Source organism: Paenibacillus sp. cl6col, from assembly GCF_900102125.1.
In the GTDB taxonomy this organism is placed as follows: domain Bacteria; phylum Bacillota; class Bacilli; order Paenibacillales; family Paenibacillaceae; genus Paenibacillus_B; species Paenibacillus_B suaedae.
In genome coordinates this window covers 175,145-190,840 of sequence record NZ_FNAZ01000004.1, presented here as the reverse complement: position 1 = coordinate 190,840, position 15,696 = coordinate 175,145, and the positions used below count along the sequence as shown (strand labels likewise).

Genomic DNA, 15,696 nt, shown 5'->3' with positions numbered 1-15,696 from the left:
CCTATATTCATCCTGCATATTGTCCAAAGCCATAATCGAGCAGTTCCCTCGCATCTGTCCAGACGCTATTCGAACCGGAATGCAGTACAACTGTAATCATTCGGTGATCATTGCGCTCTGCAGCGGAGACTAGACAGTATCCGGCTTGATCGGTGAATCCTGTCTTAATGCCTGTTGATCCTTCATAATAATATTCGCTCTCCTGCTGCAGCAGTCGGTTCCGATTCGTATACGACTTCATGATCTTCTCCATGTTCTCGGACACGAGCTTCACATCTGCAGTGGATTGGCCTACAATGGCACGGAAGAGTTTGCTCTTCATCGCTTCCTTCGCAATAACAGCCAAGTCATGTGCTGAACTATAATGGTTCGCATCGTGCAATCCATGCGGATTCATAAAGTGCGTGTTGCGAAGGCCGAGCTGCTCTGCCCGATCATTCATGCATTGAACGAACACGCGGATCGCTTCTTCCGCATCCAAGGATGCATCGGCGCGTACCTGACGTCCCAATTGAACGGCAACCGTTCTCGCCGCGTCGTTCCCGGACGGCAGCATCATCGCTTCCAGCAAGTCTTTCCACGACAATTGCTGCCCGAAGCGCAGCCCTGCCAAGCTCTCCCCCGGATTGGCAAGCAGCACCTCCTGCCCTACGGTCACCTGTTCCTTCATGTCTGCCATCTCGATGGCGAGGAGCGCGGTCATCACTTTGGTCGTGCTGGCCGGTGCGAGCCGATCATCTGCATTCATCCCGTATAGAACTTCACCTGAATCTTGATTGATGACGATCGCTGCCTGGGCATCCAGGCTTCCTGAAGCAAATACATTCTGCCCAGTTACAGTGTGCACGCTATTAGACACTACTTTATATATCTTTTGTTTGATTTGTCCTGAGTAAGGCTGCAGTATGAACCAAATACCGGCAGCGGCGATGCAGCCTGCGAACAGCCATCTTTTCCTATTCAATCTCACGATTATCCACCCTTATCCTGTTATCATGCATTCGCATGTCTTCCCCTGGTAGGTATCAGGATAACCGAATGGACTTAATAATGTGCTAAGCAGAAATGAAGAAAAGTGAATGAAAGATGAAGAAAATATGAAGAAGACGGTATAAAGGTTATGTGGAATTTATACCCTATGTACAAATCTTATTAATTCTAGACCTTAGTAGGGGGGATTAATTCGCTCAAACAGGTATAATAGAACATATGATTGTGAAATATGTAACATATCGAGGAGGTATACCTTATGAAACGCAACATCTTAGCCGCTGTTCTCATCTTGGGAGGAAGCCTCTTGCTTGGCAATACCGTATACGAGGGACTCGCAGGTGCGGGAGAGACAGAATCCGGTACAGCATCAGCTAATGACATGCACAATTTAAACGATTCCCGCATGCCGCATTCGCATATGCAACGTACACACATGCAGGATTCCATGGATGGTTCGCATATGAATATGCGGGCATTTACAAAATCGGACAATTGCCAGTAATATATGGTCTTTGAAGAAGGGGCTGTCCCATAAGTCATTACACTTATGAGACAGCCCCTTCCTATTCCACCAAACCGATATGTGCTAGGAAAGTGATAGGTCTCGGTTTTCTCCCTTTTGGAGAACCCGATATATTTATTTTTAGGCATGAAATTGTTGCGAAATAAACCAGAAATGGGTCGAATTTACCAACTCCATCTATAATCAAAATTAATATAAAATTTATGGATGAGGTGTGAAATGATTCGAAGGCACTTAGGCACTGCTACTCTTGAGCCTTTTTATTTTGCCTACGAGAAGTCTACCTGTTTAATTGAACAAATTGAGATTACTCGACAGAAAATGATAGAAGCTGCAAATGAAAATGTAGCCTTTTTGCTGTGATATTTTTGTGTTTTATTGGATAATCAACAGGCCTAATTTAGAGAATAAAATTACTAGATTATTAAAAATATGTATTCCATATATATTGGTTAATAATGGTATAATTATAAACGAAATCAATATTTAAGGAGGTAGTCCCAGTGAAGAAAGTATTGTCGTTATTTTTCTCTTTGCTTTTGATGTTTACTGTAGCAATTCCTGTTTCAGCAGAGGCTAATTCATCAGGTTACGAGGAACTGTACATACAAGACTTTCAATTGATGCAGCTTGATGAGAATGGGAATTTCCAAACAAGACGGTGGAGCACAAACGATTTTGTGTAATTGGGACGTAACATTATTAAAAGACTATATACAAGCTGTCTACATTGAATTCGAGATTCATGATGAAGATGATTTACAATGGGGATCAGATCAGTTTTATAAAAATCCAATTGGCGGAAATCAAAAAAACATATAGGGATCAATTCGAACATAAACTCTATAGTTCCGGAAAATTCAAAGTAACCAAATACGGTTCTGTAGCAGGAAGAGAAGCAATATATGCAATTGCACCTGTAATTTCAGCAACAGTTGCTATTAAATAATTTATAAAAGTATAAAAATAGAAGTAAGAGTGAGTCACTCTTCCTTCTATTCTATGACTGAGGTGAGTGAAGTGGATTGGCTTAAACCAATTGTGAAAGATAATAGTATTAAAGAATTCAGACCTGAAAAAGAAGAAATTTACAGAATTGAAAAAATAGAATGCAATAATAGCACACCTTTTCAATTTGATACTAGTTTACTTAGCCAATGGATAGTGGTTCCATTTGTAATTAATAATTCATCTGAAAGATCATTTGAATTAAAAATATCTTCTTCTGAAGATTACAAATACTTCAAACAACATGTCAGCATTCATTTCAACCAGATAACGATCATATACAAAAACAATGTTGTGGATTCCATCCGATACAGTGATATGAAATCAGCATCGATCAAACATTATAATAGATTAATTTTCGAAGAGCAAAAACTACATCCCATGATAAAAGATTTCTACCAAACTAGTCATAAGGTTAAAACAGAAGAACATTTTAAAATGGCTCCATTCAAATTTAATATTAAAATTTTTGAAATTGATCCAACTGTGATAGAACAATATATGTCGAAGATTGAGATTGAGGATCATTCATTGTGGAACTATTTGTATAATAATTATTTGCTTGAAAATGGCGAGATTAATCTGACCCCTATCAACTGGAAACTGGAAACCGGAGTGAAATATTCGGCGACACTACATTACTTTTTAAGATTTTCAAGGAGAATCCACTTATATGTGAACATGGATAATAGCGAAATAAGGGGATTGGTCATTTTGTGAAGTATGTAGTGGATCTTAGCCAATACTTTTGTGCAGTGTCAGGTGTCACATTAAATATACACTGTTACGACTTCAGTACTATGAAGTAACAGCCAACCGTAACAAACCGTACTAAAATTATCTATAATTAAGGTAACATTTTTTTTGCAGTGATCCCTTTGTTCAACAATTGGTTGCCGTTTCTAAGTGTTACTATGCTACTCCTATTTTACGCGCTTATTGCTGTAGGAGTTATTCTACTGATTTTTAAACGCTCAAAAAGACCTAATTTGCTTAGTGCATTATTTATACTTGCATTAGCTGTTGTTTCAACGGGATACTTGATTATTTCAAATAAGAATCGCCCATTTGATATTACAATAATAGGAAATCTTATCTTGATGGCTATTATTGCTTTTACTGTTTTTAAGAATAAAAAATAGAATTACTCTACTTTATGGTAATTATCCTGTCGCCACTCACTTCTGTTGACGAAAATGAGTGGCGATTTTCGTATGTTTAGTACATAATGGCGCTGAAATTCGAGTAAGTTAATGTTACACACAACTCGCGCAGCGCTTTAATTGCTCATAATTAATCTTGAAGTTGTTAAGAAAGAAACATCTGTAACAGCAAGAGCAACTAGTAAAGATGTAATTACGAAAATATTGGAACATACTACAAGAAAAGGAAATTAAGAATGGGATTACTAGTTTCATTTTTGCAGCAGTCAAATCGAAATTGCATCGTTTAAACTAAGTATGTTATGTAACATACAGAATTTGGGATACATAGGGCGTAATACTGCACATTACCGGTTCGTGCTGCGTAATGTGCAGTATTCGTTCCAGCTAGGCCTATCTCGTCAGCACATATCAATATCAGGTCATCCTATCAGACGGCCCCTCTAGGGGTACCGAACAACTTGGAATCTCAACGACAAAGTAAGTGCCTTCCTGATTGCTTATCGCTTCAATTGTTCCCCCATGCAGCTCTACAATCGTCTTGGATATCGCGAGACCTAGCCCAGAACCGCCCGAATGCTCGGATCTTGATTTCTCCACACGGTAAAAGCGATCAAAAATATGCGGAAGATCATGAGCTGGTATAGGCTCGCCGCTATTGTGCACAGAGATCATAATTCGAGTCCCCCGTTTGCGAAGGAATATCCCCACTGCAGATCCACGCGGCGCATAGCGCATCGCATTGGTAAGCAGGTTGTCGAATACACGCACCAGCTTATCTGGATCCGCCTCGACCCAATACTGATCCTCATCGCTGTGCATCGAGATGGCCAGACCCTCCTGCTCCATCGGGTAACGATAGTGTACACACAGCTGACCTGCCATTTCCACAATATTGAGCGGCTTCGTATGCAGCGTCATCCCGCCATTCATGCGGGTATATTCGAACAAGTCGTTAATCATGACGTTCAGGCGCTGAGCCTTCTCATAAGCAATATTCGTATAATGCCGCAGCTCTACTTCATCCCTATATCGATCCTGCTCAACCAACCCTAAATAGCCCATGATGGAGGTAAGCGGTGTGCGAAGATCATGTGATACGCTTGTAACCAGTTCATTTTTGGTACGTTCGGCAAGGCGCTCCTCTTCCAGCGACAGCTTAATCTGTTCGGCCATACGATTAATGTTATCCGCAAGCTTGCCAATTTCATCATCCGTGGAGACGGTGCAGCGGGCATCCAGATTGCCATCCGCCATACGCTGAACCGTTGCTGTAATTTGCTCCATACTTTTGATTAATTTGCGATTCAGTAAAAAATAGATACCGACGAACAGCGCCAACCCAACGACAATGAGCGGTACAACAACTCCAAACATTCGCTCCAATGCCCGAAACAAGACATTAAGCAGATCAATTTGCAAGTAACTGTACATAAACAGAGCAAGACCGAGCATGAGGTAGGCTGTTATTAATGCCAATATAATGCTCAGCACGAAGGTGAACAGCATCTTCCATCGAAGGCTGCTATACCATGGTGTCTTCAATCTTATACCCTACTCCCCATACGGTCTGAATGAGTTTGCCACCGCTTGATTCCAGCTTGTCCCGCAGCTTGCTGATATGAACCGCCACCGTATTGTGCGATCCATTGAAGTTCTCTTTCCATACTCGTTCGTACAGCTCTTCCGCACTGAATACTCTTCCTGGGTTGCTCGCCATTAAGTAGAGAATATCGAATTCCACACTCGTTAAATGTACTGCTTGTCCATCCACCTTCACCGAATGGGTCGACTTATTAATATCCATCGTTTGAATGCGAATGACATCCACAGGCTGCGCTTGAGACTGAAGCTGCGAGTTCAATAAGTAAGCACGGCGGAGCAGTGATTTCACACGTGCTACCAGCTCCAATGGATTGAACGGCTTCGTCATATAATCATCCGCACCTGTCATAAGGCCCATGATCTTATCCATATCTTCCGACTTTGCGCTCAGCATCATAACTGGCGTCGCTTGGTTCTCCCGAATTTTGCGGCATACCGCAAGCCCATCCAGTCTCGGCATCATCACATCGAGAATGACCAGTTCGATAGGTTCATGCTGAAGGATGTCCAATGCTTCCACACCATCGTATGCCTTATGCGTGCAATATCCTTCATTTTTCAAGTAAATATCGATTAAGCCAGCGATCTCTTTATCATCGTCGACAATTAATATATTTGTCACACCCATTACCCTCCTGCTTCCACTATCAACATTGTTGGCACTAGCATACCGTTAAATACCGTCCCGGTTCAACGGCAATCACTAGCAGCCTGCTCTCCTGTTTACATGAATCCACGGAAAAATTCCAGAAAACGCTGCCCTTCAGTAACATTGTGCTTCATAACCGCATACGTTCTTGCGGTAGGCAGCATCAATTCCGAGCAATCCACCTGAAGCAATCTTCCTTCCGTACGTTCACGGCGAATCGTAATCTCAGGCAAGAACGAAATGCCAAGCCCTTCTTCAATGAACCGCTTCGTTACATGAACTTGGGTAACAAGCATTGTGCGAATGTATCGATACCTCGTCTGCAGCTCCTGCACAAGCGGCTCCCAATATTCAGGATGATTATAAGTGAGCAGCATATGATTCGCCAGCAAATCTCCGAGCTGGAGCGGAGAAGCAGTCTCTGCATCATGCCCATCATGCGGCGCAACAAGCACCACCTCGTCCTCCCCCAATATATCACAGGTGAGCCGCGCATCACTTGCCCACATTCGAGATAACCCTAGATCCACCTGATCCTGCAGCACCGCATCGGCAATTTGCTTCGATTCCAACACCTGAACTTGAACCTCTACATCAGGATTAGCATGCACATAGCGATTCAAGACATGTGGGATGAGATATGCCGCTACAAGCGGCGATACCGCCAGATTCAATCTTCGGGTATAGCCCTGCTTGAAGCGATGCAGCTCCTGCAGGCCTTCCTCGTGGACGGACAACAGATGTTTCGCGTGCGGAAGGAATCGCCGTCCTTCCTCGGTCAATTCTACTCTTCGTCCTACTCGTTTAAATAAAGGCGAGCCCAAGTATTGCTCCAACTGCTTGATCTGGATCGTTACCGTCGGCTGCGAAATGAACAATTCCTCCGAAGTGCGACGGAAATTCTCATGCGCAGCAGCGTGCACAAATGTTTGTATCCATTTCAAATCCATCGTCATCGGCTCCTTATTGATTATGATTCCCTATTAAATCAATAAAAACGTTTCAATATTTTTAATCAAACACCATGTATATAATAATACATATTAAAGGAGGAGGGAAATGATGGTTGACAAGGGGTTAAAAGGTGTTGTTGCAGCAGAAACCGAATTGAGCTTCATTGACGGCAATGCCGGTATATTGCTTTATCGCGGATATGATGCTAAAGAACTTGCCATTCGGCATTCCTTCGAGGAAGTTGCTTACCTACTCTGGTACGGCACGTTGCCGAGCTCAGCAGAATTGCAATCCTTCAAAGCGGCCTGGGTGCGCTGCAGACAGCTGCCTGAGCCTGTCATCCATTGCTTGAACCAGCTTCCTTCAGACATGAACTTGATGAGCCAGCTGCGCACCGCAGTCTCTGTACTAGGAACGACCGTATACGAAGGGGCTCCACACATCGAACAAGCGATGGCGTTAACGGCGATGATGCCTGCTATCATCGCGAACTTGTATCGCAAGCAGCAAGGGCTGCCTATATGGGACTCGATACCGAGTAACGAATCTCTAGGCCATGCAGCCCATTATCTATATTTGCTGACAGGTGAGGTTCCGACCGATATCCATGCCAGCGCGTTGGAAACGTACATGATCCTTACCATGGAGCATGGACTGAACGCTTCCACCTTCACCGCTCGCGTTATCACATCCACAGAGTCGGATATGGTTTCCGCTTTGACGGGGGCGCTTGGGGCGATGAAGGGGCAGCTTCATGGCGGTGCTCCTTCAGGTGTAACGGAAATGCTGGAGGCGATCGGTACGGCTGATCGAGCGGAAGACTGGCTGCGTGAACAGTTGGAGAATCGGAATTTGTTAATGGGCTTCGGGCACCGTATATATCGAACACGCGATCCAAGAGCAGAAGCATTGAAAATGCGCATTGCGCAGATGGAGGAAAGTGACCATTGGCTCGATTTGGCTCAGTTTGTCGAGGATACTGCTGTACGACTACTCGCTGAATATAAGCCTGGGCGCAAGCTGTATGCGAACGTCGAATTTTATGCAGCTGCCATTATGCGTGCAATTGGATTGCCTAGTGAGTTGTTCACACCAACCTTCTCGGCAAGCCGTACCGTCGGCTGGACCTCCCATATGATCGAACAGGCAAAAGACAATGTCATCTACCGTCCCGATGCCAAGTACATTGGCTCGTTTCCCACTACTGAACATGTATCGTAATGCGTAAACCTTAGGTCTCTATCCTCTTTTTTTATACATTTATGGGGTGTCTCTTCGTCGGATCGGAAATAATCAGACGAGCAGGCACCTCCTTTTTTATCCGGAACCACGTAATTTATCCAAAAGACGAACAATCACAAATTTGTACCATTTCCATTATCCAATCCCATTTTGGCAGATCGAACCCATCAGAATATGGTTTAATTAACCAACGTAACTTTTAAGCACCTTATAGCTTGTCCTCTTCATATAGACATTTTCCGATGACACCCCAAGCACAATTCCCTAGTTATTATCATATTTATTTGAAATACGCCCGTATAGAGCACGAAAAATGTCCTCTCTTGAAATACATACCATCCACTTCAAATTGTTAAAATTTTTCTATAAAAAGGTTTTATGGCCATAAAAGATTATATTAATGTAATAAAATTTATCACCCTGTGTAAAATCTTCTTTTACGGATGTGGGCGTTTTTGCGACAAATCGTATTTCAAAAAGCGCACATTGTCAGTATAATGTGTGAAAAGTGTTCCTATATTGCAGAGAGGTTAGGTGTAATCCCATGGAAACCATACAACGCGAACAAACAGAAGTACTTAACCCATACGAAATCGTTAAGAAGCAAATTGATGCAGCTGCAGCTAAATTGCAATTGCCCGAGCATGTCACCGAATTACTGAAGAGACCAAAGCGTGTTCTTTCCGTAAACTTCCCAGTTCGAATGGACGACGGCTCTATTCGTATCTTCGAAGGCTATCGCTCACAGCATAACGATGCAGTAGGACCAACAAAGGGCGGCATTCGCTTCCATCCGGATGTAACACTTGACGAAGTTAAAGCACTCTCCATGTGGATGACATTCAAGTGCGGTGTTGTTGGCTTGCCATACGGCGGCGGCAAGGGCGGCGTTATCGTTGACCCACGCACACTCAGCAAAGGCGAGCTTGAGCGTCTCAGCCGCGCATTCATGGAGGCAATTGCCGACATCGTAGGACCAGAGCGCGATATTCCAGCTCCAGACGTATATACAACACCTCAAATTATGGGTTGGATGATGGACACATACAGCCGCTTGCGTGGACACAACTCGCCAGGCGTTATTACAGGCAAGCCAATCATCATCGGTGGTTCCCTTGGACGGAACGCGGCGACTGCTCAAGGTTGCGTATATGCAATCCAATCTGCATTGGAAGACATTAAACTTCCGATGGAGAACGCAAAGGTAGCCGTTCAAGGCTTCGGTAATGCTGGACGTATTGCAGCTCGCCTGCTCACAGACCTCGGTGCAACAGTAGTGGCAGTCAGCGATTCCCGTGGCGGTATCTATGATGCAAACGGTCTTGATCTGGATCGTGTAGAGCAGTTGAAGGACGAAGCAACGATCCTCGATTACGGCGCAAGCTACCATATCAGTAACGAGCAGCTGCTTGAGCTGGATGTAGATATCTTGATCCCGGCAGCATTGGAAAATGTCATTACACAGGAGAACGCTCCACGCGTCAAAGCACGCATCGTTGCGGAAGCAGCAAACGGACCAACAACTCCTGAAGCGGACGCAATCCTGAACAAGAACGGAACGATTGTTATTCCTGACATTTTGGCAAATGCCGGCGGTGTTACCGTATCCTACTTCGAGTGGGTACAAAACCTGATGAACTACTACTGGAGCGAAGAAGAAGTTCTGGAGAAGCTCCAAGTGAACATGGTGAAATCGTATAATGCCGTTCGTGATCTGGCAAAAGAATACGCTACAGATCTTCGTACAGCAGCCTTTATGATTTCACTTCAACGCGTTACTGAAGCTATGCGTGCAAGAGGCTGGGTATAAGCCATTCCAAGCGCTAAAGGTCAAATATATCCTCACCCTTCAACATAAGTTCAGCCCTCTCCACTTCCAGCCGGAAGCACGGGAGGGCTGATTCTGTATATTGGACACATAAAAACTCCATTTTCATGAATTGTGTATATTCATTACACATACACTATCAACTATATTTTCTAACTGTCAGCACTCCCCATCTAGCCGTATTGTTGGTAAGAACGGGATCATGGTCTATAATGTAACGTGTATCACGATACTGACATAAAAGGAAAACATAAATCATGAATGCTAAGCGTACCAATAAGCGCCGTTCTCGATTCATTCCTTTTCGAATGACAAGGGATATTATAGGGGTGTGGAAATATGCTCACCGTCCTTTTCTTCTATTTGAATTGGTTTACAAACTACTGACGATTGGCGTATTCATCCCGCTTCTATCGATACTTTTCAACAAAATACTAGATGTCGGGGGCTTCAATGCGGCCGCGAATCACGATCTGCTCCGCTTCGTGTTCAGCAGATACGGCCTGATCAGCCTGCTGCTCATGGCCCCCATTGCCATGATGCTCATTTACACGGAATTTGCTGCTCTCGTCTATATTGCCTATTACGGTATTCAAAAGAAGCGCGCACGAATTAGGCCTGTGTTGTTCAAAGCCATCTCTCGCTTGCCAGGCTTATGGCGCATCGGGATATTCGGTCTGGCTCTTTATTTGCTGCTGTTGTTCCCACTTCTTGATGCTGGTATTGGAGGATCACTGCTGCCAAGTGTTGCGATACCGAACTTTATTACCGGTGAGTTAATGAAGACAAGTATCGGAACCATCGTCCTAGTCATTGTCGCGCTGGTCGTTCTCATTCTCAATTTGATTTGCATTTATGCCCTGCCGATTATGGTATTGGAAGGCAAGAATCATTTCTGGAATGCTGTCCGCGAGAGCGGCCGATTGTTCTGGCGCAGCAAGTGGTCATTAGTTAGAGCCGTGATTGAATGGGTCATTATCTTCTTACTCCTATTCATTCTCCTGATCTGTATTCTCATCCTAGTGGGGCTTCTGCTTCCTGATGTAGATAGCGAGGGGGCTGCCATAGCTATTACGCTCGGCATCACACTCAGCCTAGGCCTGTATATTGCAACGCTAGTTATGACACCATTGTTCATTACCGTCATTACACTGCTCTATGTGCGTTATCAAGGCCAAGACCAGGTGAACCTGGATACAGACGGAGTCGATGCCACTGTCTGGGAAGGTCGCGATATGCAGCGTTCACTTGTGCGGCGTTACCGCCCTGCACTGGCGACATTCGGACTTCTTATTCTTATCGCCATCGGCTGGGGGGCAACGACCTTATTGACCGATTGGGGAGAGGCTAATGATAAATTCATCATCATGGCTCATCGCGGCGATGTGACTGCCGGTGTGGAAAATACAATGGGCGCTTTCGAAGGCGCCATTCGAACAGGGGCTGACTATATCGAGCTTGACATTCTTCAGACGAAGGATGGCAAGCTGGCAGTTATCCATGATGAGAACTTGAAGCGGTTATCCGGAAAAAATGTGAATGTGTTCGATCTTACACTCGCTCAGTTGCAGCAAATTCCGCTGCGCGCAGGGGAGTTCCGTGACTTCGTGCCTTCCCTCGACGAGGTACTCGAGCGAACGAAAGGGAAAATCAAGCTCAACGTGGAACTCAAGACACATGGTCATGAGACGAACTTGGTCTCTACCTTTGTCAACACGATACGCAAACATAAGGCAGAACAACAAATTATTGTGCAAAGCCTAGATTACGAACTGGTTCAGAAGGTGAAGAAGGCAGCACCGGATCTGACGGTCGGGTATGTCATATTCGCCACCTTTGCTCCGCTTAATCGCTTCGAAGCAGATTTCTTCGTTGTCGAAGAATCATTTGCCCGACCAAGACTCATTCGCTCAGCGAAAATGAGCGGCAAGCCCATTTACGTCTGGACGGTCAATGATACAGAGAGTGTAGAGCGATTCTATACCCTTGGAGCTGACGGTATCATTACAGACATTGCTACTGATGCAAAAGAGACCGTTAATGTACTGCACATGGTAGAGAGCGAGGAGCAATAACAAGAACAAGAAAGCTCCATTCCCATCTACACACAAACACCCGGTATAGAAGCGAAATCCGCTTACCTACCGGGTGTTGTTCTTATCTCTATTTGAACGATTTGCCTATCAGACCTGCAGCTTCTCTCGTACGGACTGCAGTTTCTGAGCAACCGAGGATGGCTTGTCTCTGCGGTCATCGATTTTTAACACAGTTGACACACGCTGTGCTCCTGCCTCGAATGGACTTTCATGAAGTGCCTGCACCGCTGCGAGCAATCGATCCAATGGCCCCTCAATAATGGTTCCCATCGCAGTTAGCTCATAGGTTATGCCCTCAACACTCTCCAGCGCCTTCTGCATTCCCGCCACGTAACTGCTCAAGCTTGTAGAGCCTGTGCCGACTGGAATTACAGTAATCTCAGCTATCGCCATATACGTTCATCCCTTTCTTGAACCTATCCCCATCATATCCCTTCACGAAAGGGAGCTCAATACGATTCCTACAATAATTATCTCCAACTACCTTCTCCTATGGATAGAGGAGAACATTCGAAGGTTCGTTCCCATCCAACCTAGCTCAATCCCGAAATAGACCCATTTGCGTCCACATGGATGCGCTCAGCAGCAGGCCGTGCCGGCATTCCCGGCATCGTAAGCACTTGCCCCGTGTGCACCACGACAAATCCAGCTCCAGCAGATAAGCGAACATCCTTCACTTCAACAGTGAACGCCTCTGGTGCACCAAGCAGGCCTGCTCGATCGGAGAAGGAATAAGGCGTCTTCGCCATGCATACAGGCAGGCGGCTTGCTCCAAGCTGCTCCAGCTTGCGCAGAGCACGCTTCGCCGCAGGCTGATAATACACACCCGCACCGCGATATATACGCGTAACGACGGCTTCTATCTTCTCCTCAATGGTATACTCATCCGGGTACAGCAGCTGGAATTGCGATTCAGCATCAGAGGAATCGGCCAATTCGGCAACATACTGCGCCAATGCGCGGCATCCTTCGCCACCATTCTCCCATGCCTCAGACAGGATCGCGCGCACTCCCGATTGTGTACACAATTCGATAACCGCATCCAGCTCGGCAGGCGAATCTGTCGCAAATCGATTCACAGCGACAACCAGAGGCACGCCGAACTGCTTTATATTTTCAATATGACGCTGTACGTTCACGAAGCCAGCACGAACCGCTTCCACATTTTCAGCGGCCAGCTCCTGCTTGGATACGCCACCGTTATATTTCATTGCCTTCACCGTAACAACAAGCACGGCTGCCGACGGGAACAAGCCTGTCTGGCGGCACTTAATATCCATGAATTTCTCCGCACCAAGATCAGCGCCGAAACCCGCTTCCGTCACTACATAATCCGCTAGCTTCAACGCAAGGCGAGTAGCACGAACACTGCTGCAGCCGTGCGCAATATTCGCAAATGGGCCGCCATGAACCAACACTGGATCCCCTTCGCCTGTCTGCACCAGATTCGGATGAATGGCATCCTTCAGCAATGCACACATCGCTTCAACTGCATTCAAGTCCGCAGCGGTAACTGGCTCATCCTCTTCGTTGAATGCCACTACAATGCGTCCTAGGCGACTGCGAAGATCATCCATATCTTCCGCCAGGCATAGAACCGCCATAACTTCTGAGGCAGTCGTAATCATGAATCCATCCTCACGAACAACTCCATTGCCATCTCCAAGACCAACGACAATACTTCTAAGGGCACGATCATTCATATCGACCGCCCGCTTCCATATGATTCGGGAAGGGTGTATTCGCAGAGCATTCCCTTGATGGATATGGTTGTCTAATAATGCCGCAAGCACACTATGTGCAGATGACACCGCGTGAATGTCACCGGTAAAATGCAAGTTAATATCCTCAGCCGGCACGAGCTGCGCCTTGCCGCTTCCCGTGGCGCCACCCTTCATTCCCATACAAGGGCCAAGTGAAGGCTCCCGCAATGCCGCAACTGCCTTATGTCCAACTCGATTCAGACCTTGGGTCAATCCAATCGTCGTCAATGTCTTCCCTTCACCAGCCGGTGTCGGATTCATTGCTGTTACGAGAATGAGCTTCCCGTTCGGCCGATCGGCTACGCGATTCCATACATCCTGTCCAAGCTTGGCCTTATACTTCCCGTACTGCTCTACATCTTCTTGCGGAATGCCCAATTGCGCTGCAACATCTACGATTCGCTTCATCGTCATGCCCTCTCCCCCTGTATCCGGTCGTGTTCCACCTTGAGAATAGTTAGTGTCCATTCCTGGTAAACATATCATCTTTATTATACACGTCCAGCCTGTTGCGTACATGTACGTTCCTCACAACGGAAATAAAGGCAGCAAAAGTACATGACAAAAGTGCATCGCAAAAGCACATCGCAAAAAGGCCTGCTTGCGCAGCCCCCGCAATATGCGTGAGCTTCACAAGCAGACCCTATAAATTCCAATATGAATTACCTACGAATCATGACTCTGCTGAAGCGGTGCCGCCTCGGCCAGCACACCTTCGAAGGCAGACAGGTACACACGACGAATATCATCTTCTGTTAGCAGCAGCGGACTGCGTGCAAGAAGCCGCCTCTGTTGTATGCCATCCTGCACAAGTGACTCCAGTGCGTCACGAGGAATCTCGAAGGCATCCAACGTCTGCGGGATTCCCGTTTCTTCGATCAACTGCTTCATCCGCTCAATGGCAAGGCAGGACGCCTCTGCATCGGACAATTCACGAACATCCGCGCCCATTGCCTCTGCGATATGGCGAAGCCGCGTCATACAGGCACCACGAATATAATTCATCACATACGGCAGCAGAACTGCATTGGACTCGCCATGCGATAAATGGAATTGTCCGCCGAGCGGATAAGCAAGCGCATGAACACCACCCACGCCCGCGTTGAAGAAGGCGAGGCCAGCCAAATAGCTGCCATAGCTCATTTCAGTCCGTGCTTCCTTGTTCGTTCCATCCTTCACTGCCCGAACGAGCGAACGGCTAATTAAGCGAATTGCATGCAGCGCCACCCCATCCGTTGTCGGACTTGCATGTACAGATACATAAGCCTCTATTGCATGGGTTAATGCATCCATGCCCGACGCTGCAGTGACTCTCGGTGGTACACTCACGGTCAGTTCTGGATCAATAATCGCCGCATCAGCCAGCAAGTAATCATGAGCAACAACGTCCTTGGTTGTCTCCAATGACAGCACGGATATATCCGTTACTTCCGAGCCTGTGCCTGATGTCGTCGGGATTAGAATCTTCGGCAGGCCGCGTACAGATAATGGACGAGTCCCGCTCAAATTCAAGTAATCCGCAACTGCTCCCTCATGCTGCGATAGAACTGCCGCAAGCTTAGCCAAATCCAGCGCACTTCCCCCACCTAAGCCAATGACAAGATCGAACTTGCCTTCACGTGTATAGCGAACGAGTGCCTCTCCTGCCGCAAGCGGCGGCTCCGGCATCGTATCCGTATAGATATCAATATCATAGCCTGCCTCACGAAGCGGCTGAAGTACACGCTCCACCGTACCGTTGCGAAATACCGACTTGCTCGTCACGCACAATATCCGCTTCGGTGCGTGACGCTCCACTTCGGACAGCAGTTGGGCTGCTGATCCCCACCCTGTATATTGATAGGGTGCAAATCTATGTGTAAACATACCTTT

14 protein-coding genes are annotated in these 15,696 nt (G+C 46.2%); 7 read left to right on the top strand and 7 right to left on the bottom strand.

The window, feature by feature from the left end; translation table 11 throughout:
- Positions 1 to 7 precede the first annotated feature (7 nt).
- A complete protein-coding gene (locus tag BLS15_RS12745) occupies positions 8 to 970 on the bottom strand; it encodes a D-alanyl-D-alanine carboxypeptidase family protein (RefSeq protein WP_090511834.1) in 963 nt (320 codons plus the stop codon).
- Between the two features lie 279 nt (positions 971 to 1,249).
- Between BLS15_RS12745 and BLS15_RS12740 the strand changes: the two genes are divergently transcribed.
- From BLS15_RS12740 to BLS15_RS12725, 4 genes are all read left to right on the top strand, one after another.
- The gene (locus BLS15_RS12740) at positions 1,250 to 1,495 is read left to right on the top strand and encodes a hypothetical protein (protein WP_028533515.1); all 246 of its coding nucleotides are present in this window, start codon (positions 1,250 to 1,252) and stop codon (positions 1,493 to 1,495) included.
- Positions 1,496 to 2,019: 524 nt separating this feature from the next.
- Positions 2,020 to 2,202: a hypothetical protein gene (locus BLS15_RS12735; protein WP_028533514.1), complete on the top strand. Its 183-nt coding sequence runs from the start codon at positions 2,020 to 2,022 to the stop codon at positions 2,200 to 2,202.
- 59 nt (positions 2,203 to 2,261) lie between these two features.
- Positions 2,262 to 2,465 carry a hypothetical protein gene (locus tag BLS15_RS12730; protein WP_139170662.1) on the top strand — a complete coding sequence of 68 codons (204 nt, stop codon included), beginning with the start codon at positions 2,262 to 2,264 and terminating at the stop codon, positions 2,463 to 2,465.
- Between the two features lie 71 nt (positions 2,466 to 2,536).
- The gene (locus BLS15_RS12725; RefSeq protein WP_139170661.1) at positions 2,537 to 3,244 is read left to right on the top strand and encodes a hypothetical protein; all 708 of its coding nucleotides are present in this window, start codon (positions 2,537 to 2,539) and stop codon (positions 3,242 to 3,244) included.
- A gap of 860 nt (positions 3,245 to 4,104) precedes the next feature.
- On the opposite strand, the gene BLS15_RS12720 is transcribed toward BLS15_RS12725, so the two are convergent.
- The 3 genes from BLS15_RS12720 to BLS15_RS12710 form a co-directional block, all read right to left on the bottom strand.
- The gene (locus BLS15_RS12720) at positions 4,105 to 5,232 is read right to left on the bottom strand and encodes a sensor histidine kinase (protein ID WP_090511822.1); all 1,128 of its coding nucleotides are present in this window, start codon (positions 5,230 to 5,232) and stop codon (positions 4,105 to 4,107) included.
- On the bottom strand, positions 5,213 to 5,920 hold the full coding sequence (locus BLS15_RS12715) for a response regulator transcription factor (RefSeq protein ID WP_036667607.1): 708 nt from the start codon (positions 5,918 to 5,920) through the stop codon (positions 5,213 to 5,215). Before BLS15_RS12715 ends, BLS15_RS12720 begins: the two co-directional genes overlap by 20 nt.
- Before the next feature lie 95 nt (positions 5,921 to 6,015).
- The gene (locus BLS15_RS12710; protein WP_021255734.1) at positions 6,016 to 6,891 is read right to left on the bottom strand and encodes a LysR family transcriptional regulator; all 876 of its coding nucleotides are present in this window, start codon (positions 6,889 to 6,891) and stop codon (positions 6,016 to 6,018) included.
- A 112-nt stretch (positions 6,892 to 7,003) separates the two neighbouring features.
- On the opposite strand from BLS15_RS12710, the gene BLS15_RS12705 reads away from it, so the two are divergent.
- From BLS15_RS12705 to BLS15_RS12695, 3 genes are all read left to right on the top strand, one after another.
- Positions 7,004 to 8,116 carry a citrate synthase/methylcitrate synthase gene (locus tag BLS15_RS12705; RefSeq protein ID WP_090511818.1) on the top strand — a complete coding sequence of 371 codons (1,113 nt, stop codon included), beginning with the start codon at positions 7,004 to 7,006 and terminating at the stop codon, positions 8,114 to 8,116.
- Positions 8,117 to 8,681: 565 nt separating this feature from the next.
- A complete protein-coding gene (locus BLS15_RS12700; RefSeq protein WP_044356511.1) occupies positions 8,682 to 9,947 on the top strand; it encodes a Glu/Leu/Phe/Val family dehydrogenase in 1,266 nt (421 codons plus the stop codon).
- Positions 9,948 to 10,222: 275 nt separating this feature from the next.
- The gene (locus BLS15_RS12695) at positions 10,223 to 12,040 is read left to right on the top strand and encodes a glycerophosphodiester phosphodiesterase (RefSeq protein WP_021255731.1); all 1,818 of its coding nucleotides are present in this window, start codon (positions 10,223 to 10,225) and stop codon (positions 12,038 to 12,040) included.
- A gap of 108 nt (positions 12,041 to 12,148) precedes the next feature.
- On the opposite strand, the gene BLS15_RS12690 is transcribed toward BLS15_RS12695, so the two are convergent.
- The 3 genes from BLS15_RS12690 to BLS15_RS12680 all read right to left on the bottom strand — a co-directional run bounded on the left by BLS15_RS12690 (position 12,149) and on the right by BLS15_RS12680 (position 15,690).
- Entirely contained in the window at positions 12,149 to 12,454 is a 306-nt protein-coding gene (locus tag BLS15_RS12690) for an MTH1187 family thiamine-binding protein (RefSeq protein WP_090511814.1), read from the bottom strand.
- 140 nt (positions 12,455 to 12,594) lie between these two features.
- Positions 12,595 to 14,232, bottom strand: a complete 1,638-nt coding sequence (locus BLS15_RS12685; protein ID WP_090512140.1) for a formate--tetrahydrofolate ligase — start codon at positions 14,230 to 14,232, stop codon at positions 12,595 to 12,597.
- 258 nt (positions 14,233 to 14,490) lie between these two features.
- Positions 14,491 to 15,690 (bottom strand): iron-containing alcohol dehydrogenase, encoded by a 1,200-nt coding sequence (locus BLS15_RS12680; protein ID WP_021255728.1) that lies wholly within the window; start codon positions 15,688 to 15,690, stop codon positions 14,491 to 14,493.
- Positions 15,691 to 15,696 lie beyond the last annotated feature (6 nt).

Coding starts and splice junctions, on each gene's coding strand:
- BLS15_RS12740 (WP_028533515.1), top strand. CDS start 1,250: ATGAAACGCAACATCTTAGCCGCTGTTCTCATCTTGGGAGGAAGCCTC.
- BLS15_RS12730 (WP_139170662.1), top strand. CDS start 2,262: ATGATGAAGATGATTTACAATGGGGATCAGATCAGTTTTATAAAAATC.
- BLS15_RS12715 (WP_036667607.1), bottom strand. CDS start 5,920: ATGGGTGTGACAAATATATTAATTGTCGACGATGATAAAGAGATCGCT.
- BLS15_RS12710 (WP_021255734.1), bottom strand. CDS start 6,891: ATGGATTTGAAATGGATACAAACATTTGTGCACGCTGCTGCGCATGAG.
- BLS15_RS12705 (WP_090511818.1), top strand. CDS start 7,004: ATGGTTGACAAGGGGTTAAAAGGTGTTGTTGCAGCAGAAACCGAATTG.
- BLS15_RS12700 (WP_044356511.1), top strand. CDS start 8,682: ATGGAAACCATACAACGCGAACAAACAGAAGTACTTAACCCATACGAA.
- BLS15_RS12695 (WP_021255731.1), top strand. CDS start 10,223: ATGAATGCTAAGCGTACCAATAAGCGCCGTTCTCGATTCATTCCTTTT.
- BLS15_RS12690 (WP_090511814.1), bottom strand. CDS start 12,454: ATGGCGATAGCTGAGATTACTGTAATTCCAGTCGGCACAGGCTCTACA.
- BLS15_RS12685 (WP_090512140.1), bottom strand. CDS start 14,232: ATGAAGCGAATCGTAGATGTTGCAGCGCAATTGGGCATTCCGCAAGAA.
- BLS15_RS12680 (WP_021255728.1), bottom strand. CDS start 15,690: ATGTTTACACATAGATTTGCACCCTATCAATATACAGGGTGGGGATCA.